This window comes from Sulfolobus tengchongensis (assembly GCF_036967215.1).
Taxonomy (GTDB): Archaea; Thermoproteota; Thermoprotei_A; order Sulfolobales; family Sulfolobaceae; genus Saccharolobus; species Saccharolobus tengchongensis_A.
In genome coordinates this window covers 690246-706413 of record NZ_CP146016.1, presented here as the reverse complement: position 1 = coordinate 706413, position 16168 = coordinate 690246, and the positions used below count along the sequence as shown (strand labels likewise).

Sequence of the window (16168 nt, the reverse complement as noted above, 5' to 3'; positions counted from 1 at the left end):
ATCTGAATTGCTCTTTACAAAGTGTATATTTGTTTCATTAAATTTCCTCTAGACTAAATTCATCAAGTAACATGTTACGTCATGAGAACATGAACCTCATTCACCAAGAAATCAGCAATCATAACGTGATAAAGCCAGAACTTCAAAAGAGCAGCCTTACCTTGAAGAATCTCCTTAATCGCAGACTTAACCTTAGGAATCTCGTCCTTCAAACATGGAATTAGCATTAACGTGAACTACTATTTTGAGGAACCTTCTCTTTCCTTCCTTTTTCCACTTTGCCCTTATGTACCTCCATGCTTATTCCCGTACCGTCGCTTATTAGTTCTACTTCATCCTTGACTTTGTCGTAGTCTAGTTGCATGTTTTTTTAGTCTTTAAGTGTATTGTCTTGTAGTCGAGGTAAACCAATTTCGCGGAGCGCTCGAATACGTAGTAGGGGAAAATTATCTCATATCTCGTTGTGAGGTTTTCGTCGTACTTTGGCCAATCTCTAGTATATTTCCTTATTCTCAGGGGAGATGATTATCATTGTCGGTATTATGACACTTTAACATAAACTCTTAAGAAACTTCACAAACTAAGTTTAGTGAGTATACATTATGTATTATCATTCTTTTTTCCATCCTAATCTTTTAATAAAAAAGTTTAATGTTATTAGATGGTAAGACAAAGAACCTATCTCAAAGAGAGATACAGAATCTATTTACTTTACTTTGGTAGTATTGGATTGCAATCATGAAAATCGACAAATAATACAAGCTAAATTGTAATCCATATAATCTTCTATTATTTATCTTATAATACTCGCTGAGAGAATATTATGTCAGTATTTGAATATCTACACGAAACAACTCTTCGTGTATACAATTTCTTTATGTTTTTGATTTTCTGCATACTACATTCTAATTTTCATGACTGCATTTCAACATTCCCTTTACTTTCAATCTAACAGCCTCTTATATTTCCAATTCTTTTACATATCTATACTTTTTGATCCAACCAGAAGTATGAACTCTAAATATGTCAAAATGTTAGCATTTAGATAGCTAACTTTATTCGTTATTTAAAAAAAAAGCGAAAATTGAATTGCCTTACTCACCGCCCCTTTTCTCAAAACATCTATTCAACTAAAATCTTTAGGTCTGTAAATATATGGTGTAAAAGACTTATATTCCATGATACTTTTCTTTAGCTCATTTGCTTTAACGTACACTACTCCCCTTATCTTTCTCTTAATCATCATTTCGTAAAAGTTCTTAGTTAATATAGTAAGCGAAGAGGAATTCAAGTACCCCCTCTTATCCAAACTAATCGGAAACCCTTTTCTTATCGTAGTAATTACGACGTGAATCGCAAAAGGCTTAAACATTTCAGAGAAATCATAAGTCAAAGAATATTTTCCAGGTGAGTTAGAATGCATAAGACCGTAAAATGGATCAAGGCCCACTGAGACCAACGCATGAGTACATATTGAATAAACTAACGAGTAAACGTAGTCAATAGCCCTATTTATAACGTCATCATTTCTAGGCTTTCTCCCGGGAAAATCTGAAGGAAGAAATTTCCTTAACTCCTCCCACATCTTTCTACTCAATTCAGCTTCTATAACCCTTAACTCATCAACATCTTTAGCTGAATCTATTTTTTCCGTAGATGGGACAGAATCTAAGCTCACCTTATTTAAATATGCGAAGTGCTTAGCCACATTTATCATCCCCTTTATCTTCCCCTCAATAAAACGCTTAGCTACGAGCAAAGCAAATGAATCCGAAATGGTGTACTGAGATTTCCTAATAGAGGAAATAGAAGTCAAGAAAGGTGGAACCAAAACCACATCAGTTTTCTTACCATGAATGAGGACAGGGGCGTTAATTGAAGAGAGAAAGAGCAAAGTACCAGAATCCAGCTCAACCTCACTTCCTATAATCACCAGAAGATCTAAATCCAAAGTACTAAACTGTCTTTGCCCTTTAGAAGTCGTTATAACTATATCTGAACCTTTTCTTGTAATTTTTGACTTTTTTACAATAAGAATCATAAAAGAGAAATAGAAGATGGATTATAAAAAGTTTACTCTTTTTGCTAAACTTAGTATATACCCGTAACGTCGTCATATGGGCATAAAATAATAACCTTATATTTCCACTATTCGAACACGCGGTAAGGGAAAATCATCTCATACCTCATTATGAGGTTTTCGTCATACTTTGACCAATCTCTAGAGAGTGTCTGGAGCGAGAAAAATTCAGTGAGTAACTATTTGAAATCTATCTCGTTAATGAATAGTGGAGATAATACTTAAGTTGAGGAAAGCGTAAATCTCAATTAATCAATTTAACCTTCGATAAAGGTAATGGGTTGAAACATAGAGTTAATTTTATTCTTTATATACTGGCAACAAGCCGAATTTTATGCAATCCGAACCCTCTCTCTAGTGTATTTCCTTTCCTCAGAGGCCATGATTATCATTGTCGGTATTACGTCATTTTAACGTAAACTCTTGAGAAACCGAACTACAAACTATCCCTTTATAATGCATAAAACTAACTTTAGCATTACGCAATAATTAAAAGAAACCACTGCTCAACATATATTATTTGAATTCTCATATATTATACATATATGGTTATTTTCACTTCTAAGAAACCGTATTATGAGCTTCCCTTCCGGACCCTTACGTAAAAATTTTTAGGTTAACCCTAAAACTCCTTAAAACTCCCTTCCGGACCCAAGAACCCCATTTAGGGTCCGGAAGGAACAGAAATCTTTATATAGTCGAAAAACAAGATCAAAAATGAGAACCCAAACGCACAGTAAAAACACAAAGAAACTAAAACTACATAGCACCCAACGAAATAGCGGAATTTATAATGTAAAAACACAAAGAAACTAAAACACTATCCTTATTCCTTTTTCTAACGCCCAAGACAAGTAAAAACACAAAGAAACTAAAACTAACTCTTCATTTCTTAACGCTAATACTAATTCATGTAAAAACACAAAGAAACTAAAACCCATTTTAGAAAGGATTCTCTCTACTTTCTTTCCGCTGTAAAAACACAAAGAAACTAAAACAAACCCATCAAATCTCTGACACACTGGACATGAACATGTAAAAACACAAAGAAACTAAAACCAGATAGATATTAAATTGACCTTGGCTTATTCCCAAGTAAAAACACAAAGAAACTAAAACTCTATATGCGATTTCCATTTCAAGTAGCTAACTCATGTAAAAACACAAAGAAACTAAAACATTAGTATCGCTACTGCATCTTATTCAATAGCGAGAGTAAAAACACAAAGAAACTAAAACGGAGCTTTGCATTTGTGCTCATGGTCTCGCCTTAGAGTAAAAACACAAAGAAACTAAAACTATGTATAATAATCGCTATCAGAAGCTATTTCGTTGTAAAAACACAAAGAAACTAAAACTATTAGCTCGTTCTGTTCTTTCTCAGGGATGTTAACGTAAAAACACAAAGAAACTAAAACACATCAGCTCCACCACCACCAAAGAGTACGAGAGCTAGTAAAAACACAAAGAAACTAAAACAATAACTCATCTTCTTCGTCATATATGTGCAATCTTGTAAAAACACAAAGAAACTAAAACGTTGATATCTTATCGTTATTAACATCGTGGATTACGTAAAAACACAAAGAAACTAAAACTATCATCTTAGTAATTCTCCCTTTTCCGTTTTTTTGTGTAAAAACACAAAGAAACTAAAACTCTCTTTAAAGAATGCCAGTCAGAGAGAAATTAAGGAGTAAAAACACAAAGAAACTAAAACGTTGTTTGAGTTTTTCTCTAGGAATTGATGTAAATTGTAAAAACACAAAGAAACTAAAACAGATAAAACTGTATGAGTCACAGTTATAGGAGATTGTAAAAACACAAAGAAACTAAAACAAAGTTCTGTAACTGAACGTCCTTCAATTCTCCAGTAAAAACACAAAGAAACTAAAACAATTTAAGATATCTAGCAAATGAGATATCAGAGCTTCTGTAAAAACACAAAGAAACTAAAACATTAAATGCAAAGCCAACAGCAACAGATATCGTAGTGTAAAAACACAAAGAAACTAAAACTTGCCGACTCCTCCGTTTTCAAAACTTGTAAGTTGTAAAAACACAAAGAAACTAAAACTATATGGCGGTTTTCCCATCAAACATCACATTTAACGTAAAAACACAAAGAAACTAAAACATCGCTATCATAAATCGCCAGCCTTCCGCACAGTAGTAAAAACACAAAGAAACTAAAACATTTTGATGTCAAAGAATATTACGTAAACAATATTGTAAAAACACAAAGAAACTAAAACATCTAATATTCCAGATAAGTTTCTTTCGGTACTTGTAAAAACACAAAGAAACTAAAACTTCTCCGCCTAGTTTGTTAACTATTGCCAAAACCGTAAAAACACAAAGAAACTAAAACATTTCTGCAACAATCTTCATTATGTATCTCTTCAAGTAAAAACACAAAGAAACTAAAACATTATGCTGTCTTTAGGAAGTTGGAAGGCGTCTGGAGTAAAAACACAAAGAAACTAAAACGATACGAACGCCCGGTGTAACGTCTGGTGGGAATGGTGTAAAAACACAAAGAAACTAAAACACATCAACATAGATTTTTTGTAGTACTTCTATCATTGTAAAAACACAAAGAAACTAAAACTTGTTAACCTTAGATGAGGATATGGAACTGAAGGTGCGTAAAAACACAAAGAAACTAAAACAACGGGGACTAGCACATCTAATTACGTGTACGAGTAAAAACACAAAGAAACTAAAACACCAATATAGTGGTCATATACATATCCAATTATTATGTAAAAACACAAAGAAACTAAAACATAAGTTTCATATTTGAATCCATATTGATCGGCAAAATGTAAAAACACAAAGAAACTAAAACATATGGCCCGCCAGGTACTGGTAAGTCTCATTTCGTAAAAACACAAAGAAACTAAAACAAAAGACATCATTTTTTTCTCTCTGTCTATTCTCATGTAAAAACACAAAGAAACTAAAACCTTTTCTCATCTTTTCGAAATTAACACCTTTATCCCAGTAAAAACACAAAGAAACTAAAACACTTATTTGTTGTACCCTTTGGCGAACCAAACCAGGTAAAAACACAAAGAAACTAAAACAGCATCTGACTGGATTTAGCGTTCTCTACCAACATAGTAAAAACACAAAGAAACTAAAACATTATAATCTTCTTCACAAATACTCGATTGCCTTCATGTAAAAACACAAAGAAACTAAAACTGGGTCATCGTTGAGTTCGGCTCTTATGGTAAGTGTAAAAACACAAAGAAACTAAAACAGGGTTCAAGATAAGCAGTTATACTGATATTTATTTAGTAAAAACACAAAGAAACTAAAACATCTTGTTATCTTCTCTTGATATGGTTATCACTCTAGTAAAAACACAAAGAAACTAAAACATGAGATCATAGCCTCTGGTGCTATAGATTTCTTGTAAAAACACAAAGAAACTAAAACTTATTGGACAGGGTTTTGGCGTAATACCATCAATAGTAAAAACACAAAGAAACTAAAACTTATTTCTTGTAAAATTTCTAATTGCTGAGGCGTGTAAAAACACAAAGAAACTAAAACGTCAATTGCTTTAACGAAGGAAGAATATAAGAATTGGGCGTAAAAACACAAAGAAACTAAAACAAAACTTTCACAGCACCTAGCGGGCACAACGATGTTTATGGTAAAAACACAAAGAAACTAAAACCTAAGCGACACTACTGACAACATCAATCTATTGACGTAAAAACACAAAGAAACTAAAACGCATCTGCGATGATGTTTTCATCAATCCTAGTGATGTAAAAACACAAAGAAACTAAAACTATCCAAATTCAGTACTTAATATGATTAATGATATCTTGTAAAAACACAAAGAAACTAAAACTCAATTGCTACTTTAAGTTTATTATCTTTATAGAAGTAAAAACACAAAGAAACTAAAACATCGTTTGGCAAATTAGCTATTATATCATACTTTTGTAAAAACACAAAGAAACTAAAACAATGGCTTTATCAATTGTAAGTAATACTTAAGCTTGTAAAAACACAAAGAAACTAAAACGCTTCCGATTTGCCAAAAATGATCTCTTGTGCTTGTGGTGTAAAAACACAAAGAAACTAAAACTATCGATTTTTACTTCCATTTTCCCACTATTTTACGTAAAAACACAAAGAAACTAAAACTCGATACCAACCCAGATTGGATCGCAATTCTTTATCGTAAAAACACAAAGAAACTAAAACGCAACTCAAAAAGAGCGTATACAGATTCAATATAATGTAAAAACACAAAGAAACTAAAACAAGTAGATCCTTAAGTGTATATTCTCTCAGTCCAGCTGTAAAAACACAAAGAAACTAAAACACATTAAGCACCCGATAGAAGATGAAGGTGTTATATGTAAAAACACAAAGAAACTAAAACTTTTCTTTCGTTATTTCACATGTTTCACTTTTACATTGTAAAAACGCAAAGAAACTAAAACTGAAATAGAGTCACTAAGAAATGAGAACACTCAATGTAAAAACGCAAAGAAACTAAAACAGTAATGCTTCTCTATCTATCTTTGCATTATCAGCAGTAAAAACGCAAAGAAACTAAAACATTTTCTCTCACCTAAATAAATATATTATTGCTCTCTTGTAAAAACGCAAAGAAACTAAAACTGAAATAGAGTCACTAAGAAATGAGAACACTCAATGTAAAAACGCAAAGAAACTAAAACAGTAATGCTTCTCTATCTATCTTTGCATTATCAGCAGTAAAAACGCAAAGAAACTAAAACAACTCTTCAATGTCATAAGTCTCGTATAAAATTTTCCTGTAAAAACGCAAAGAAACTAAAACGCCATCACTGTTGCGACTACTGCATCTGATAACTTGTAAAAACGCAAAGAAACTAAAACAATGGATAAAGAAAGTGAGAATACAACAGCTTGTGTAAAAACGCAAAGAAACTAAAACAGAGAAAGGGCTTTAATGGTAGCCCGCACTATTGAGTAAAAACGCAAAGATCGATTTTTAAGGATTACTGCCAATGAAGGTATATAAAGTAAATTACGCAAAAATTTATGTTGCAAAAAAGAGAGAAATATTTAAATATTCTGAGATTTTATTTTTCTTTGTGTATGTGGTAGTTGCTTATGACATTTCAGACGAAAAAGTCCGTGGTAAGGTTAGGAGACTTCTACGGCGTTACGGTCTATCATATATTTCTAGATCAGTTTATGGAGGAAGATTATCTTGGAATAGATCCCTCTTCCTATCGGAAAAGATTGCTAGAATTCTTGGAGGCAGAGATTCAGTCGCTTTCATCCCTGTCCAAAACGCTGACTTCTCAAGAACTCTTATCGTCGTCAAAAATAAGGTATCGAGAAACGAATTACAGGTTATCTTTGCCGGCGAGGATTTTTGACGATTTACTTATTTGTAAGCAAAGAGCGTATTTTACCTTAACTAGGGCTAAGGCAATAGAGGATCAGCGTTTACTTTATGAGAAGAAAAACGATATTGGCTGCGGTGAGACTGAGCCTAAATACCTTTTCTTAAATGTGGGTTTGTCATGGTATAAAGTAGTTGGAATTCCAGATTGTATAAGGGATAATTTGGTCATCGAGTTCACGATAACTAGAGGAATGATAAAGCATTTGATAGGGAGAGCTGTAATTTATTCGTATATGGCAATGAGGGATGGAAATCCTTATTCAACTCTCATCATACCCACTACGATTGGAGAGGATACTGGTTATTTAGTTATACCCAATTCTCGGGTTATCGATTATTTATCTGAGAGTTTGAAGGAAGTAATTGAAGAGAAATTTAAGGCTAGTAAAAATAAGTTCTGCAATGCTTGCTTATATAAGAGACAATGTGCATACTATTATATGTAGATTTTTCTCATCAGCACTTCTCGTTGTAAAGAGCATGTCGCTACTCTATTATATTATGTAGATTTTTTCTTACACTAGCTCATTCTGAGATCGATATGATCTATATCATTATTAGTTAATTAATTAAAAAATCCTTGTTAAGTTAATGGGAAAGAAAGAAGGCTTCCATATTTTTAGAGGGGGAAAAGGCAATAGAATGAATAAATTTCAGAAATAGTATCTAAACACATCTCCGCTAATTCATAATGGAGAATGCTCGTCTCACGCATAATGAAAACATATTATAATCATAAAAGTTGTGGGCAAGCAGCAACGCCACAAAGAATATAGATCTCTTATTAAAAAAGTCAAGGGATTATTTTGAGCATTCATTCAATTTGATTCAATAGGCTGATTTCTCTCACTGATAGTTTATCGTAAAGTTTCCGCATTCTGGCACTTATCTCCTTTTAATATAATTTTGATTACCTAAAATTTCTCTGGTCTTGGGGTTTTACACGAAGTGACTTATTATCCTCCTTTCTTTTACTTTATGTTGGAAAAACCCAAGTTAGTTGATTTCCAAAAACTTCGTTTGAGGTTTCCGTAGAGATGGTGGTTAGAATGAGAAAAATTCAGTGAGTAGTTTTTTGAGATATGTTTAGTTAATGAATAGTGTAGATCGGTGGAAATGACATCTGAGTTAACGGGATGTTTTCACTCTCATTTTCTCCTTTCTTACTGGATGTGGACATCTGAGGTAATCAATTTAACCTTAGATTAAGATGGATAACTTGAGACGAGACGTAGAGTTAATTTAATACTCTCTACCTATCTATGTCGAAAACAAGCCGAACCCAGCACTCTCACAGTAATTTTGTGAAGAATCTAAAAATTGAAGTCCTTCTCTTAATCAGAACTGTTCGTAAAAATAAGCGTTAAGCATTCAAATGTTACACACTTAAAAAACAAGATTTACCTGACGTCTGTCAATAAATGAAAATAAGCAAACAAAAAGTGAAGAATATTTTAACTTTTGATTATTACTTTGTTAACTGGAAGTAAACTACCGTAACCTAATTGTGAGTATTCTCCAATGCTCTCAAAACATCCTATTTCTCTGTTTAGTTTTACTATACTATCCTGCATTAGGGCTTTGTATATTGGCTTTCTCTTCCTAGTTCTTACGTTAAATCCTAAACCTACAGAGTAAAATCTTCCGCTAATTACGGAAAGTGATACACCATTATCAAATTCTATAATTCCGGTGTTTATGTTTACTTCGGATTTAATTAATAGAGGTGACAATAGGTAAGCTAATTTTGACTTAACACAATTTAATTCAACTTGGCTGGATTTAAGTAAGGCTACTCTACCTTCTCCACCAAACTTTATCACTCTTTCACCTTTAATTTCACCTTCATAATAATAGCAGATCTCTCCAATATCATTTAAGTCCACTAATGTGGTAGTGAATATCATCCCTTCTTTTGTTACTCTTCTGTCAGCTTCCATTCCAATACCTACTCTTCTCTCTCTTCTTACTTCCTTTTCAGTGATGATTAACTCACCGTTTTTGGTATATTCCCCATTAAGTACTCCAATCTTATCTCCTTTTCTAATAATTGGACCCCATATCTTTCCTTGTAAAGTGTAGTTTTGGTCAAATACGTCTTCCTCCTTATTCTCCTCAATTTTTACCTTATTATCTTCAATATTTATTGTTGATAAAATTCCGGCTATTGTTGAAGGTAGGGGTAATTCAATGCTCGACGCAGTGGAATAAGGTCCTTTTAAATTAACATCGAACTCTCCATGCATTCTGAATAGGTAGCTCTCTATGGGTTTAATACACACGAAGGTAGGCGTATTCATCACCTCGAAATAATCTTATAGGCTTTTGCTAAGTAAACAATAAATGGTGTATCATCATCTATCTCATAATATTCTTTCTTATCACAGTTATTATTTTTTCCTTCACTGTCTATTATTTTCTCAACTTTTTCAACTTTAACTTTTCTAGTTATTATTGGGAAGACTAGAGATATAGCCTTTACTAAACCTTCATCTTTGCTTGTCAAATTCCTTTGAATTAGGAATTCAACGTACTTTTTGTATTCATCTGATTTGAGCCTTTTGAGTATTTCCTCATTGGATATGACATCATAAATGAAGGAATTGGATAGCAACCCTTTCTTTTCCTTTTTGAAATCACCTAGAAATTGCATTAGAGAGTGTAGTAATTCTGTCCTCTCTAAGGGTAAATATGCCTCAGTATCACCATCCGTAATTATGAGAGTGTCTTTACATATTTCTCTTCCATCTTCTAGCTTCCAGCAACTTTCCTTTGCTTTGTCAAGTAAGTAGTTCATTGAAGAGATGGCATCGTAAATAGGTTCTCTATAGTAAATTACGTAAATTGCGTATGATCTGCTTGTTGGGAAAAGTGGTAAGCCGTATTGATCAAAATGATCGGATTGAGGAAGTCCCATGTAATTTTCCCTAGTCTTTAGGACAATGTTTATTGATGGATTGTATCGTAAGACTTCCTTTACTTTTTTCGTATTATAATCAATTAACTCAATAATTTCATTGGGGGCAATTGCAAGTATATCATCTCCTCCAGTGTAGATAGTAAAGCCGTAATTATCGTAAATGATTAATTGATCTCTAATTGATATTCTCATGAGCATTGAGCTGACTGTGGAAAGATATGATGGAGTAACAATTCTGCTTAACTTATTATTATCCCCTCTCTTATCTTCACCAATTATTTGATTGATTGTATTTTGCTTTTTCGTAGCGTCATCAATGTTCAATGCGTCATTGAGGTACTCCTCTAGTGAATTATAAAATGGTAGGTCACCAATGAGTATTTTTCCTACGTTATCACCATCTCCTTTAATAATAGAATAATAAGTATGAGGGGAACTGGTTAAGTATTTGCCTCTTAATTTCCCTTCTAATTCCCTTCTCAGATTTATATCGTTAAAATAAGTGGATGTGGATTCTCTTGTAATTAAAGCCTTTTTATTCTTTATTATTGTAGAATATGGTTTCCATATGGCCATTCTAATATTAGGATCCTCATCTTTATCCAAATTATATTTCTTAGCTATTTCCTCTAAATCCTTATAATTTGCATCAAGTTTAAATTTAAAAGATACCGACGCCACATCTCCCACTGATATGAAGTGCATCGTGGCAGTTTCTTCGCTACTTCCGAATAATCTAGGAATCGCTTTGTGAGCGTTTATGGAAAATACTCTTTTAGTAAAGCACCAAGGACATAGTTTTTCTCCAGGGGATAACAGGACTTGATCCTTATTTTCCCAATATTTGTCATCTTCTGGAGGTAATATTACTAAGGCTGGATTTTCTCCACACATTGTACAATAATCGAAACCAAATTTCGGATTTTTTGGTGAGGTTTTTATCTCAATATCATTTATGAAATATTTTCCATCTTTGTAATCAACTGTTAAAGTCTTGGTTATCTTAAAAGGCTGAGTGGCCATTTTTCTAGCTTTCTTCAGTACATCTCCAAATGGCTCATTATCAAAAGCCAAATTTCCTTTCCTTATAAAGAATGGTAATATTTTAGCTATTTTCTTGATTATCTCTTTATTGTCGAGTTGATAATCGTCCAGCAGGTTAGTATTAAACGCTTCATCTACTATTTTAGCCCAAATAGATTCCTCATTTATTTTAGTTCCCTTTGGTAGGATTATTGATATAGTTGCGGGAACTACTGGGAATCTTGGATAGCGGAATTCCTTTATATCGCAGATGTTACTATTTGCATAAATTACTTTACATATGATGTCAGTTAAATTATCTCTTAGCTGAATATTTTTAAACTTATTTATTGCACTATAATAATAAAATATGTTAAACCTAGCTGTAGGTACAATTAATATGTCTCCCCCATATTCCCAAACGTAATCCTTTACTAATAACCAAGCATATAGTGAAATTAAGTAGCTTGAAGCCCATAAGTCCCTTAATTTTCTAGCCTTTGATACGAAATTCTGCACTCCCGCTACGTCAATATAATATAGTTCATTATTTGGATTTTTTGAAATAATATTATAGCTCATAGCAGTTGAATATACGTGGTCAAAAACCGTATGAGTAGGAATTCTCGTATCTGCAGGTGATAGGGGTAAATTCTTACTTAGCCACAATAGTTCATAAGCTATGTAAAGAGTGTGATAGGCTTCTCTTTCATCATTAGTTAACCTCAGAAGGTTATTAATGGGTTTAGCTACCTCATTTCTCACTCTCTGTAAATCTATTGTGCCTCTAATTTCCCTATAGGACTTTGGATTTATGATGTTTTTCAAAACTATTTTACTTTGCAGAGGAGTCTCTGGTGGTAAGTTAAGCCTATCAACTAGTGAAGCGCGATGATCTGCCTCTTTTACATTATCGAAGAGCTTTAAAATTTCATCTCCGGGATCTAGCGGAGTATTAGCCAAAACTTCCTTAGCGAAACACAATGCGTGCTTTTCATGTGCCTTTAAATTACTAATATCATTAAAATCGTCACATAGATTTTCCCTTATTTTTCCAGTTACTACAAAGGCCTTATAGGGTGGATCATGAAGCAGTGCCATAGCCTTTTCCTTGAAATTCATAATCCCACCATTCTTCTTCTAACACTCCTCCTCTTTTCCTGATAATTCAAAAGTTGAGTAACCAACTGAAGTTTTAGCTCCAATTCCTAAATTTATGGCATCCTTAATTGCCGAAACTAAATCATCTGTATTTTTAGCGTTAGTGTAGAAAATAAATTCGAAAGTAACACCTGAACTGACTACTAAATGGACAATAGGTGTAGGAACAACGTCAGCCTCGTTTTTTACCTTAGTATAATGTGGAGTCATTACGTCTGGGTAAAGTAAGTGATTAGTGTAAGCAATTGGCATGGCATCAGTAAATCCCACCCTATCAGTATCGAAAATACTATCTTCTTTCTTATTACTTCTGTAGACATATCTAACTGCTCCCTTTATTTCCGAGCCATAAATGACTGGGACGTTAAAGATCCAATTGAAGGATAATCCAACCTCAAATGGTATAGTACCGAAAATTTCGTTCCTGCCAAATGTCGCTCTATAAACCGATTTTATCTTAAAGACTCTACAAAATGGATAATTTGCCTTTATCCCCTTTTTAAGCTCCTCATAATATTCCTTAACTTCATTCAGGTTTACCTTATCACTCTCTAACGTGAGTTTCTCCACTAATTCCCTCTTGAACTCATCTCTAACAGCATCATACCTATTTATCTCTTCAATCCACTCTTTAAGTGAAAGCGAGAGCAAGTTCATTTTTTCTCCTCCTTTTCGAATTCGGCCTCAACTAATCTTTTCAAATAATTTAACGGTAAATCTATATAGGCTTCAGCCATTATTTCATTTTCTATTTTACTTAATGTTTTCAGCACTTCTTTAGAATCTATGGTATTTATGCCCAAAACATCCTTTATGTAATTTGAAATTAACATGAAGAGGTGACCATAAGCTTCCTTATCAGTATCATCACATCTCTTACCAGCCTTTATACTCTCAATACAATCCCTAGTAGCCTTAGAATAGTAAAAGTACATTGTTGTCCTTAAGCCATAAGTTGATATCATTGTCGGTAATTCCCTAACTCTTGACCTTATCTTCTTCCTTATCTCAGTATCTAATGTAGATAAATATGAAAAATCTTTCATTACTCTATTAACAAAGCTCTCCAATTGGCTTCACCATAGGGTTATGAGTTCAACTAACCCTTTTCCTATTGTTTCTTTTCCTCCTAGGAATATGTATTTCTTTTGCAGAACAGTTTCAGTTATAATCTTCATAGTATCCTCATCTTTAAAGAGCAATAGGGTAAAGAACATTGAATATTGAGGAATATATTCCTCCGTCCATGGTCCAGATTCCACTGTCTTTTTATCATTTAACTTCACTCTCGTTATCCTCAACAAACTTCTGTCTATCAAAACCCTTGCTACCTTATCATCTTTTAGCACTATTAGAGGTTTATTCAATTTGAATTGCTCTTTTAATTTCCTTACATTTTCGTCACGCTTAACCTCTAAACACGTAACTTCAGTTTGCTTACCTGAAGGAGCAGACTTTGGAGTGTCTAAACATAGTACTTCAGCTAACAATTCTCTATTCAACTCATCTGACGATCTATTCTCGTTAATTTGAGTATCTATTGTTAGTTGTTTATTTAACCCCTTATTATGTAAAGCATTATATAACTCCATGTAATTTGCCATTCTAGTCAGTAGGATAGGGGATGTAACGTAAACGTATATGTTTTGTAATGCTCTAACTGGTAGTGTAAACAATATCCCATCCAGTACTGCTACCTTACTTTGAAAAGTGTCTTCAGTTGAGCTTCCCTCACTTCCAAATATCTCTTTTTCCTTCTTCTGCTTCTCATTAGGGTCTTTATAAGCATTTCTAAAGGCTGCTCTAATACTACCTTTAATACTACTACTGTAAATTATTGGATATCCTAAAGAGTCCCTTTGAACTGGCAAATCAACACTGCTGAAAGTTTGCCCAACACCTGGATGAAGAGGCGTTAATACTTTTATTCCTAACGGTACTGCAAATTTATATGTGACTTCTAGTAACATCTCACCCCACCTCCTTACATCCCGAATCTCTTATAATATCAGAAGTAATTTTCTCAACAAAGTTAATAGCTTTTTGGTAGAACTGTTTTACGTCTGTGGAAGTAGCCATTTTATATAATTTTTTATCTCTTCCAAAGTTTTGCTCTATATTATCCAAATATTCTCGTAGCTTAGATCTATCATATGGAGGAACATCTAACTTTTCCACCCTCACCCCCTCACGATGTCGCTTACCAACATGGTACAGATCCTTAGGGAAATCCATAGAGTAAAACACCTTCATAAGTATGAGAGTGCTATTTTGCGTCAAAGGAATAACCTTAAAAGAAATCGTAGACTTTCTCCTTATCTTTTCATCCAATTTACCCTTAACTAAGGCTAAATAACCAGTTTTGCCACTTTCAAACTTAGATGAAGCGACCAGAGCTTCTTCTTTTTGTAACTCAGAAGTTTTATCACTCCCAAACCTAGGTAATCCTAGAACGAAAGATGGCAGATTAGCTCCAGGTTTTTTAAGTACATCCGCTGAACGTTGGTTATTGTAAATATGCAATTTCCAATTAGATTTAGTTACAGCCCTAAAAATAGTTTTAAGGGTAGTAGACGGATCCTGAGAACACACAAAAACCCTGTACGTGAAATACGATAGAGAAGGAGTTCTTGAAACTCCTTGTTGACTTTTAACTCCAAGTTCACTAATTATTCTGTCTACTGCCTCTTTGTACATTCTCTTCTTAATGAGTTCAATTATATTCGAGGAGATGAGATTAGATTTAACATCTTCTACAATAATGCTTCCAAATCCCCTACTACTTCCACTACCAATACTATCTAAAATTAAGGCTAATAAGAGGACATTTAAATCCCTTTTAGTCCTCTCATCTGCATTACCATAAACTCTTACAACACCTTTTGCAAACTCATTAACGTAATATAACTGCGAAAATAACCTCGTAATATAATTCCTAAATTTAGTCTGATTTTCATTTCTTGGTTTACCACCCTTACCTTGCAATAAAGGAATATTTACACTCTCATCATTCCCTCTGCTTCTAAATAAGAGACTAAGACGAGTTGAGGAAGCAATCTTAGCCTTGATCAATAAATCCTTTACCTCTTCTACATCTTTTCCTCTATTTCTAAATAAATAGTCAATTATTTTATTTACATTAGCTATGTCAAACTTCTTTTTAAAATCTCCGTGAAAACTAGTAGTCATCAATATTTGAATAATTTTATCAACTTTATTATTAAAGTTAGTAATTTTTGGAATCTCCTTTGGTATAACTTGCACAATGTACTTCGATGTCATCGCTGTAGAGCCCAATACTTTCCCAACTTCTCCATCCAATTCCTCATAAGTTTTAGTACCATCAGCGTTTAACATTACCCTATACCACCATCTCCATAGAGCCTTTATCTCAGTAGGTCTTATTGGAAATTCAGCTTGATTGAGTTCATAAGAATAGGAGAGAGCATTATATCCTCCTACGATAGGAGAATAAACCGCGATTTCAAACTCAGCAAGTTTTTCCATTGACAATATATTTTATTTTTCCCCTTAATAAACTTGAATGATTGTC

General features: G+C 33.3%; 11 protein-coding genes and 1 CRISPR repeat array. Of the genes, 2 read left to right on the top strand and 9 right to left on the bottom strand.

The window, feature by feature from the left end; genetic code table 11:
- Nucleotides 1–74: 74 nt before the first annotated feature.
- The 3 genes from V6M85_RS03270 to cas1 all read right to left on the bottom strand — a co-directional run bounded on the left by V6M85_RS03270 (nucleotide 75) and on the right by cas1 (nucleotide 2041).
- On the bottom strand, nucleotides 75–227 hold the full coding sequence (locus V6M85_RS03270) for a hypothetical protein (protein WP_338602940.1): 153 nt from the start codon (nucleotides 225–227) through the stop codon (nucleotides 75–77).
- Complete coding sequence (locus tag V6M85_RS03265) at nucleotides 227–364, bottom strand: hypothetical protein (RefSeq protein ID WP_338602938.1); 138 nt, start codon at nucleotides 362–364, stop codon at nucleotides 227–229. The genes V6M85_RS03270 and V6M85_RS03265 overlap by 1 nt, the downstream gene beginning before the upstream one ends.
- Nucleotides 365–1126: 762 nt before the next feature.
- Nucleotides 1127–2041 (bottom strand): CRISPR-associated endonuclease Cas1, encoded by a 915-nt coding sequence (gene cas1 / locus V6M85_RS03260; protein ID WP_338602935.1) that lies wholly within the window; start codon nucleotides 2039–2041, stop codon nucleotides 1127–1129.
- Between the two features lie 775 nt (nucleotides 2042–2816).
- Nucleotides 2817–7031: a CRISPR direct-repeat array (repeat unit 24 nt; unit sequence GTAAAAACGCAAAGAAACTAAAAC).
- Nucleotides 7032–7104: 73 nt separating this feature from the next.
- Here cas1 and cas2 point away from each other — a divergent pair.
- Nucleotides 7105–7482, top strand: a complete 378-nt coding sequence (cas2, locus tag V6M85_RS03255) for a CRISPR-associated endonuclease Cas2 (RefSeq protein WP_338602933.1) — start codon at nucleotides 7105–7107, stop codon at nucleotides 7480–7482.
- Complete coding sequence (locus V6M85_RS03250; protein ID WP_338602930.1) at nucleotides 7463–7957, top strand: hypothetical protein; 495 nt, start codon at nucleotides 7463–7465, stop codon at nucleotides 7955–7957. The genes cas2 and V6M85_RS03250 overlap by 20 nt, the downstream gene beginning before the upstream one ends.
- Nucleotides 7958–8965: 1008 nt before the next feature.
- Here the strand turns inward: V6M85_RS03250 and V6M85_RS03245 are convergent.
- The 6 genes from V6M85_RS03245 to cmr1 are packed head-to-tail and all read right to left on the bottom strand — an operon-like array spanning nucleotide 8966 to nucleotide 16122.
- Entirely contained in the window at nucleotides 8966–9811 is an 846-nt protein-coding gene (locus tag V6M85_RS03245) for a type III-B CRISPR module-associated Cmr3 family protein (protein WP_338602927.1), read from the bottom strand.
- Entirely contained in the window at nucleotides 9811–12576 is a 2766-nt protein-coding gene (gene cas10 / locus V6M85_RS03240) for a type III-B CRISPR-associated protein Cas10/Cmr2 (protein ID WP_338602924.1), read from the bottom strand. The genes V6M85_RS03245 and cas10 overlap by 1 nt, the downstream gene beginning before the upstream one ends.
- A gap of 18 nt (nucleotides 12577–12594) precedes the next feature.
- Nucleotides 12595–13272, bottom strand: a complete 678-nt coding sequence (cmr6, locus tag V6M85_RS03235) for a type III-B CRISPR module RAMP protein Cmr6 (protein WP_338602921.1) — start codon at nucleotides 13270–13272, stop codon at nucleotides 12595–12597.
- The gene (gene cmr5, locus V6M85_RS03230; RefSeq protein WP_338602918.1) at nucleotides 13269–13685 is read right to left on the bottom strand and encodes a type III-B CRISPR module-associated protein Cmr5; all 417 of its coding nucleotides are present in this window, start codon (nucleotides 13683–13685) and stop codon (nucleotides 13269–13271) included. The genes cmr6 and cmr5 overlap by 4 nt, the downstream gene beginning before the upstream one ends.
- Nucleotides 13686–13691: 6 nt before the next feature.
- Entirely contained in the window at nucleotides 13692–14585 is an 894-nt protein-coding gene (gene cmr4 / locus V6M85_RS03225; protein ID WP_338602916.1) for a type III-B CRISPR module RAMP protein Cmr4, read from the bottom strand.
- Between the two features lies 1 nt (nucleotide 14586).
- Nucleotides 14587–16122 (bottom strand): type III-B CRISPR module RAMP protein Cmr1, encoded by a 1536-nt coding sequence (cmr1, locus tag V6M85_RS03220; RefSeq protein WP_338602915.1) that lies wholly within the window; start codon nucleotides 16120–16122, stop codon nucleotides 14587–14589.
- Nucleotides 16123–16168: the final 46 nt, after the last annotated feature.

Bases quoted from the DNA above. Each gene is read 5' to 3' on its own strand.
- V6M85_RS03270 (WP_338602940.1), bottom strand. From the start codon at position 227: ATGCTAATTCCATGTTTGAAGGACGAGATTCCTAAGGTTAAGTCTGCG.
- V6M85_RS03265 (WP_338602938.1), bottom strand. From the start codon at position 364: ATGCAACTAGACTACGACAAAGTCAAGGATGAAGTAGAACTAATAAGC.
- cas1 (WP_338602935.1), bottom strand. From the start codon at position 2,041: ATGATTCTTATTGTAAAAAAGTCAAAAATTACAAGAAAAGGTTCAGAT.
- cas2 (WP_338602933.1), top strand. From the start codon at position 7,105: ATGAAGGTATATAAAGTAAATTACGCAAAAATTTATGTTGCAAAAAAG.
- V6M85_RS03245 (WP_338602927.1), bottom strand. From the start codon at position 9,811: ATGAATACGCCTACCTTCGTGTGTATTAAACCCATAGAGAGCTACCTA.
- cas10 (WP_338602924.1), bottom strand. From the start codon at position 12,576: ATGAATTTCAAGGAAAAGGCTATGGCACTGCTTCATGATCCACCCTAT.
- cmr6 (WP_338602921.1), bottom strand. From the start codon at position 13,272: ATGAACTTGCTCTCGCTTTCACTTAAAGAGTGGATTGAAGAGATAAAT.
- cmr4 (WP_338602916.1), bottom strand. From the start codon at position 14,585: ATGTTACTAGAAGTCACATATAAATTTGCAGTACCGTTAGGAATAAAA.
- cmr1 (WP_338602915.1), bottom strand. From the start codon at position 16,122: ATGGAAAAACTTGCTGAGTTTGAAATCGCGGTTTATTCTCCTATCGTA.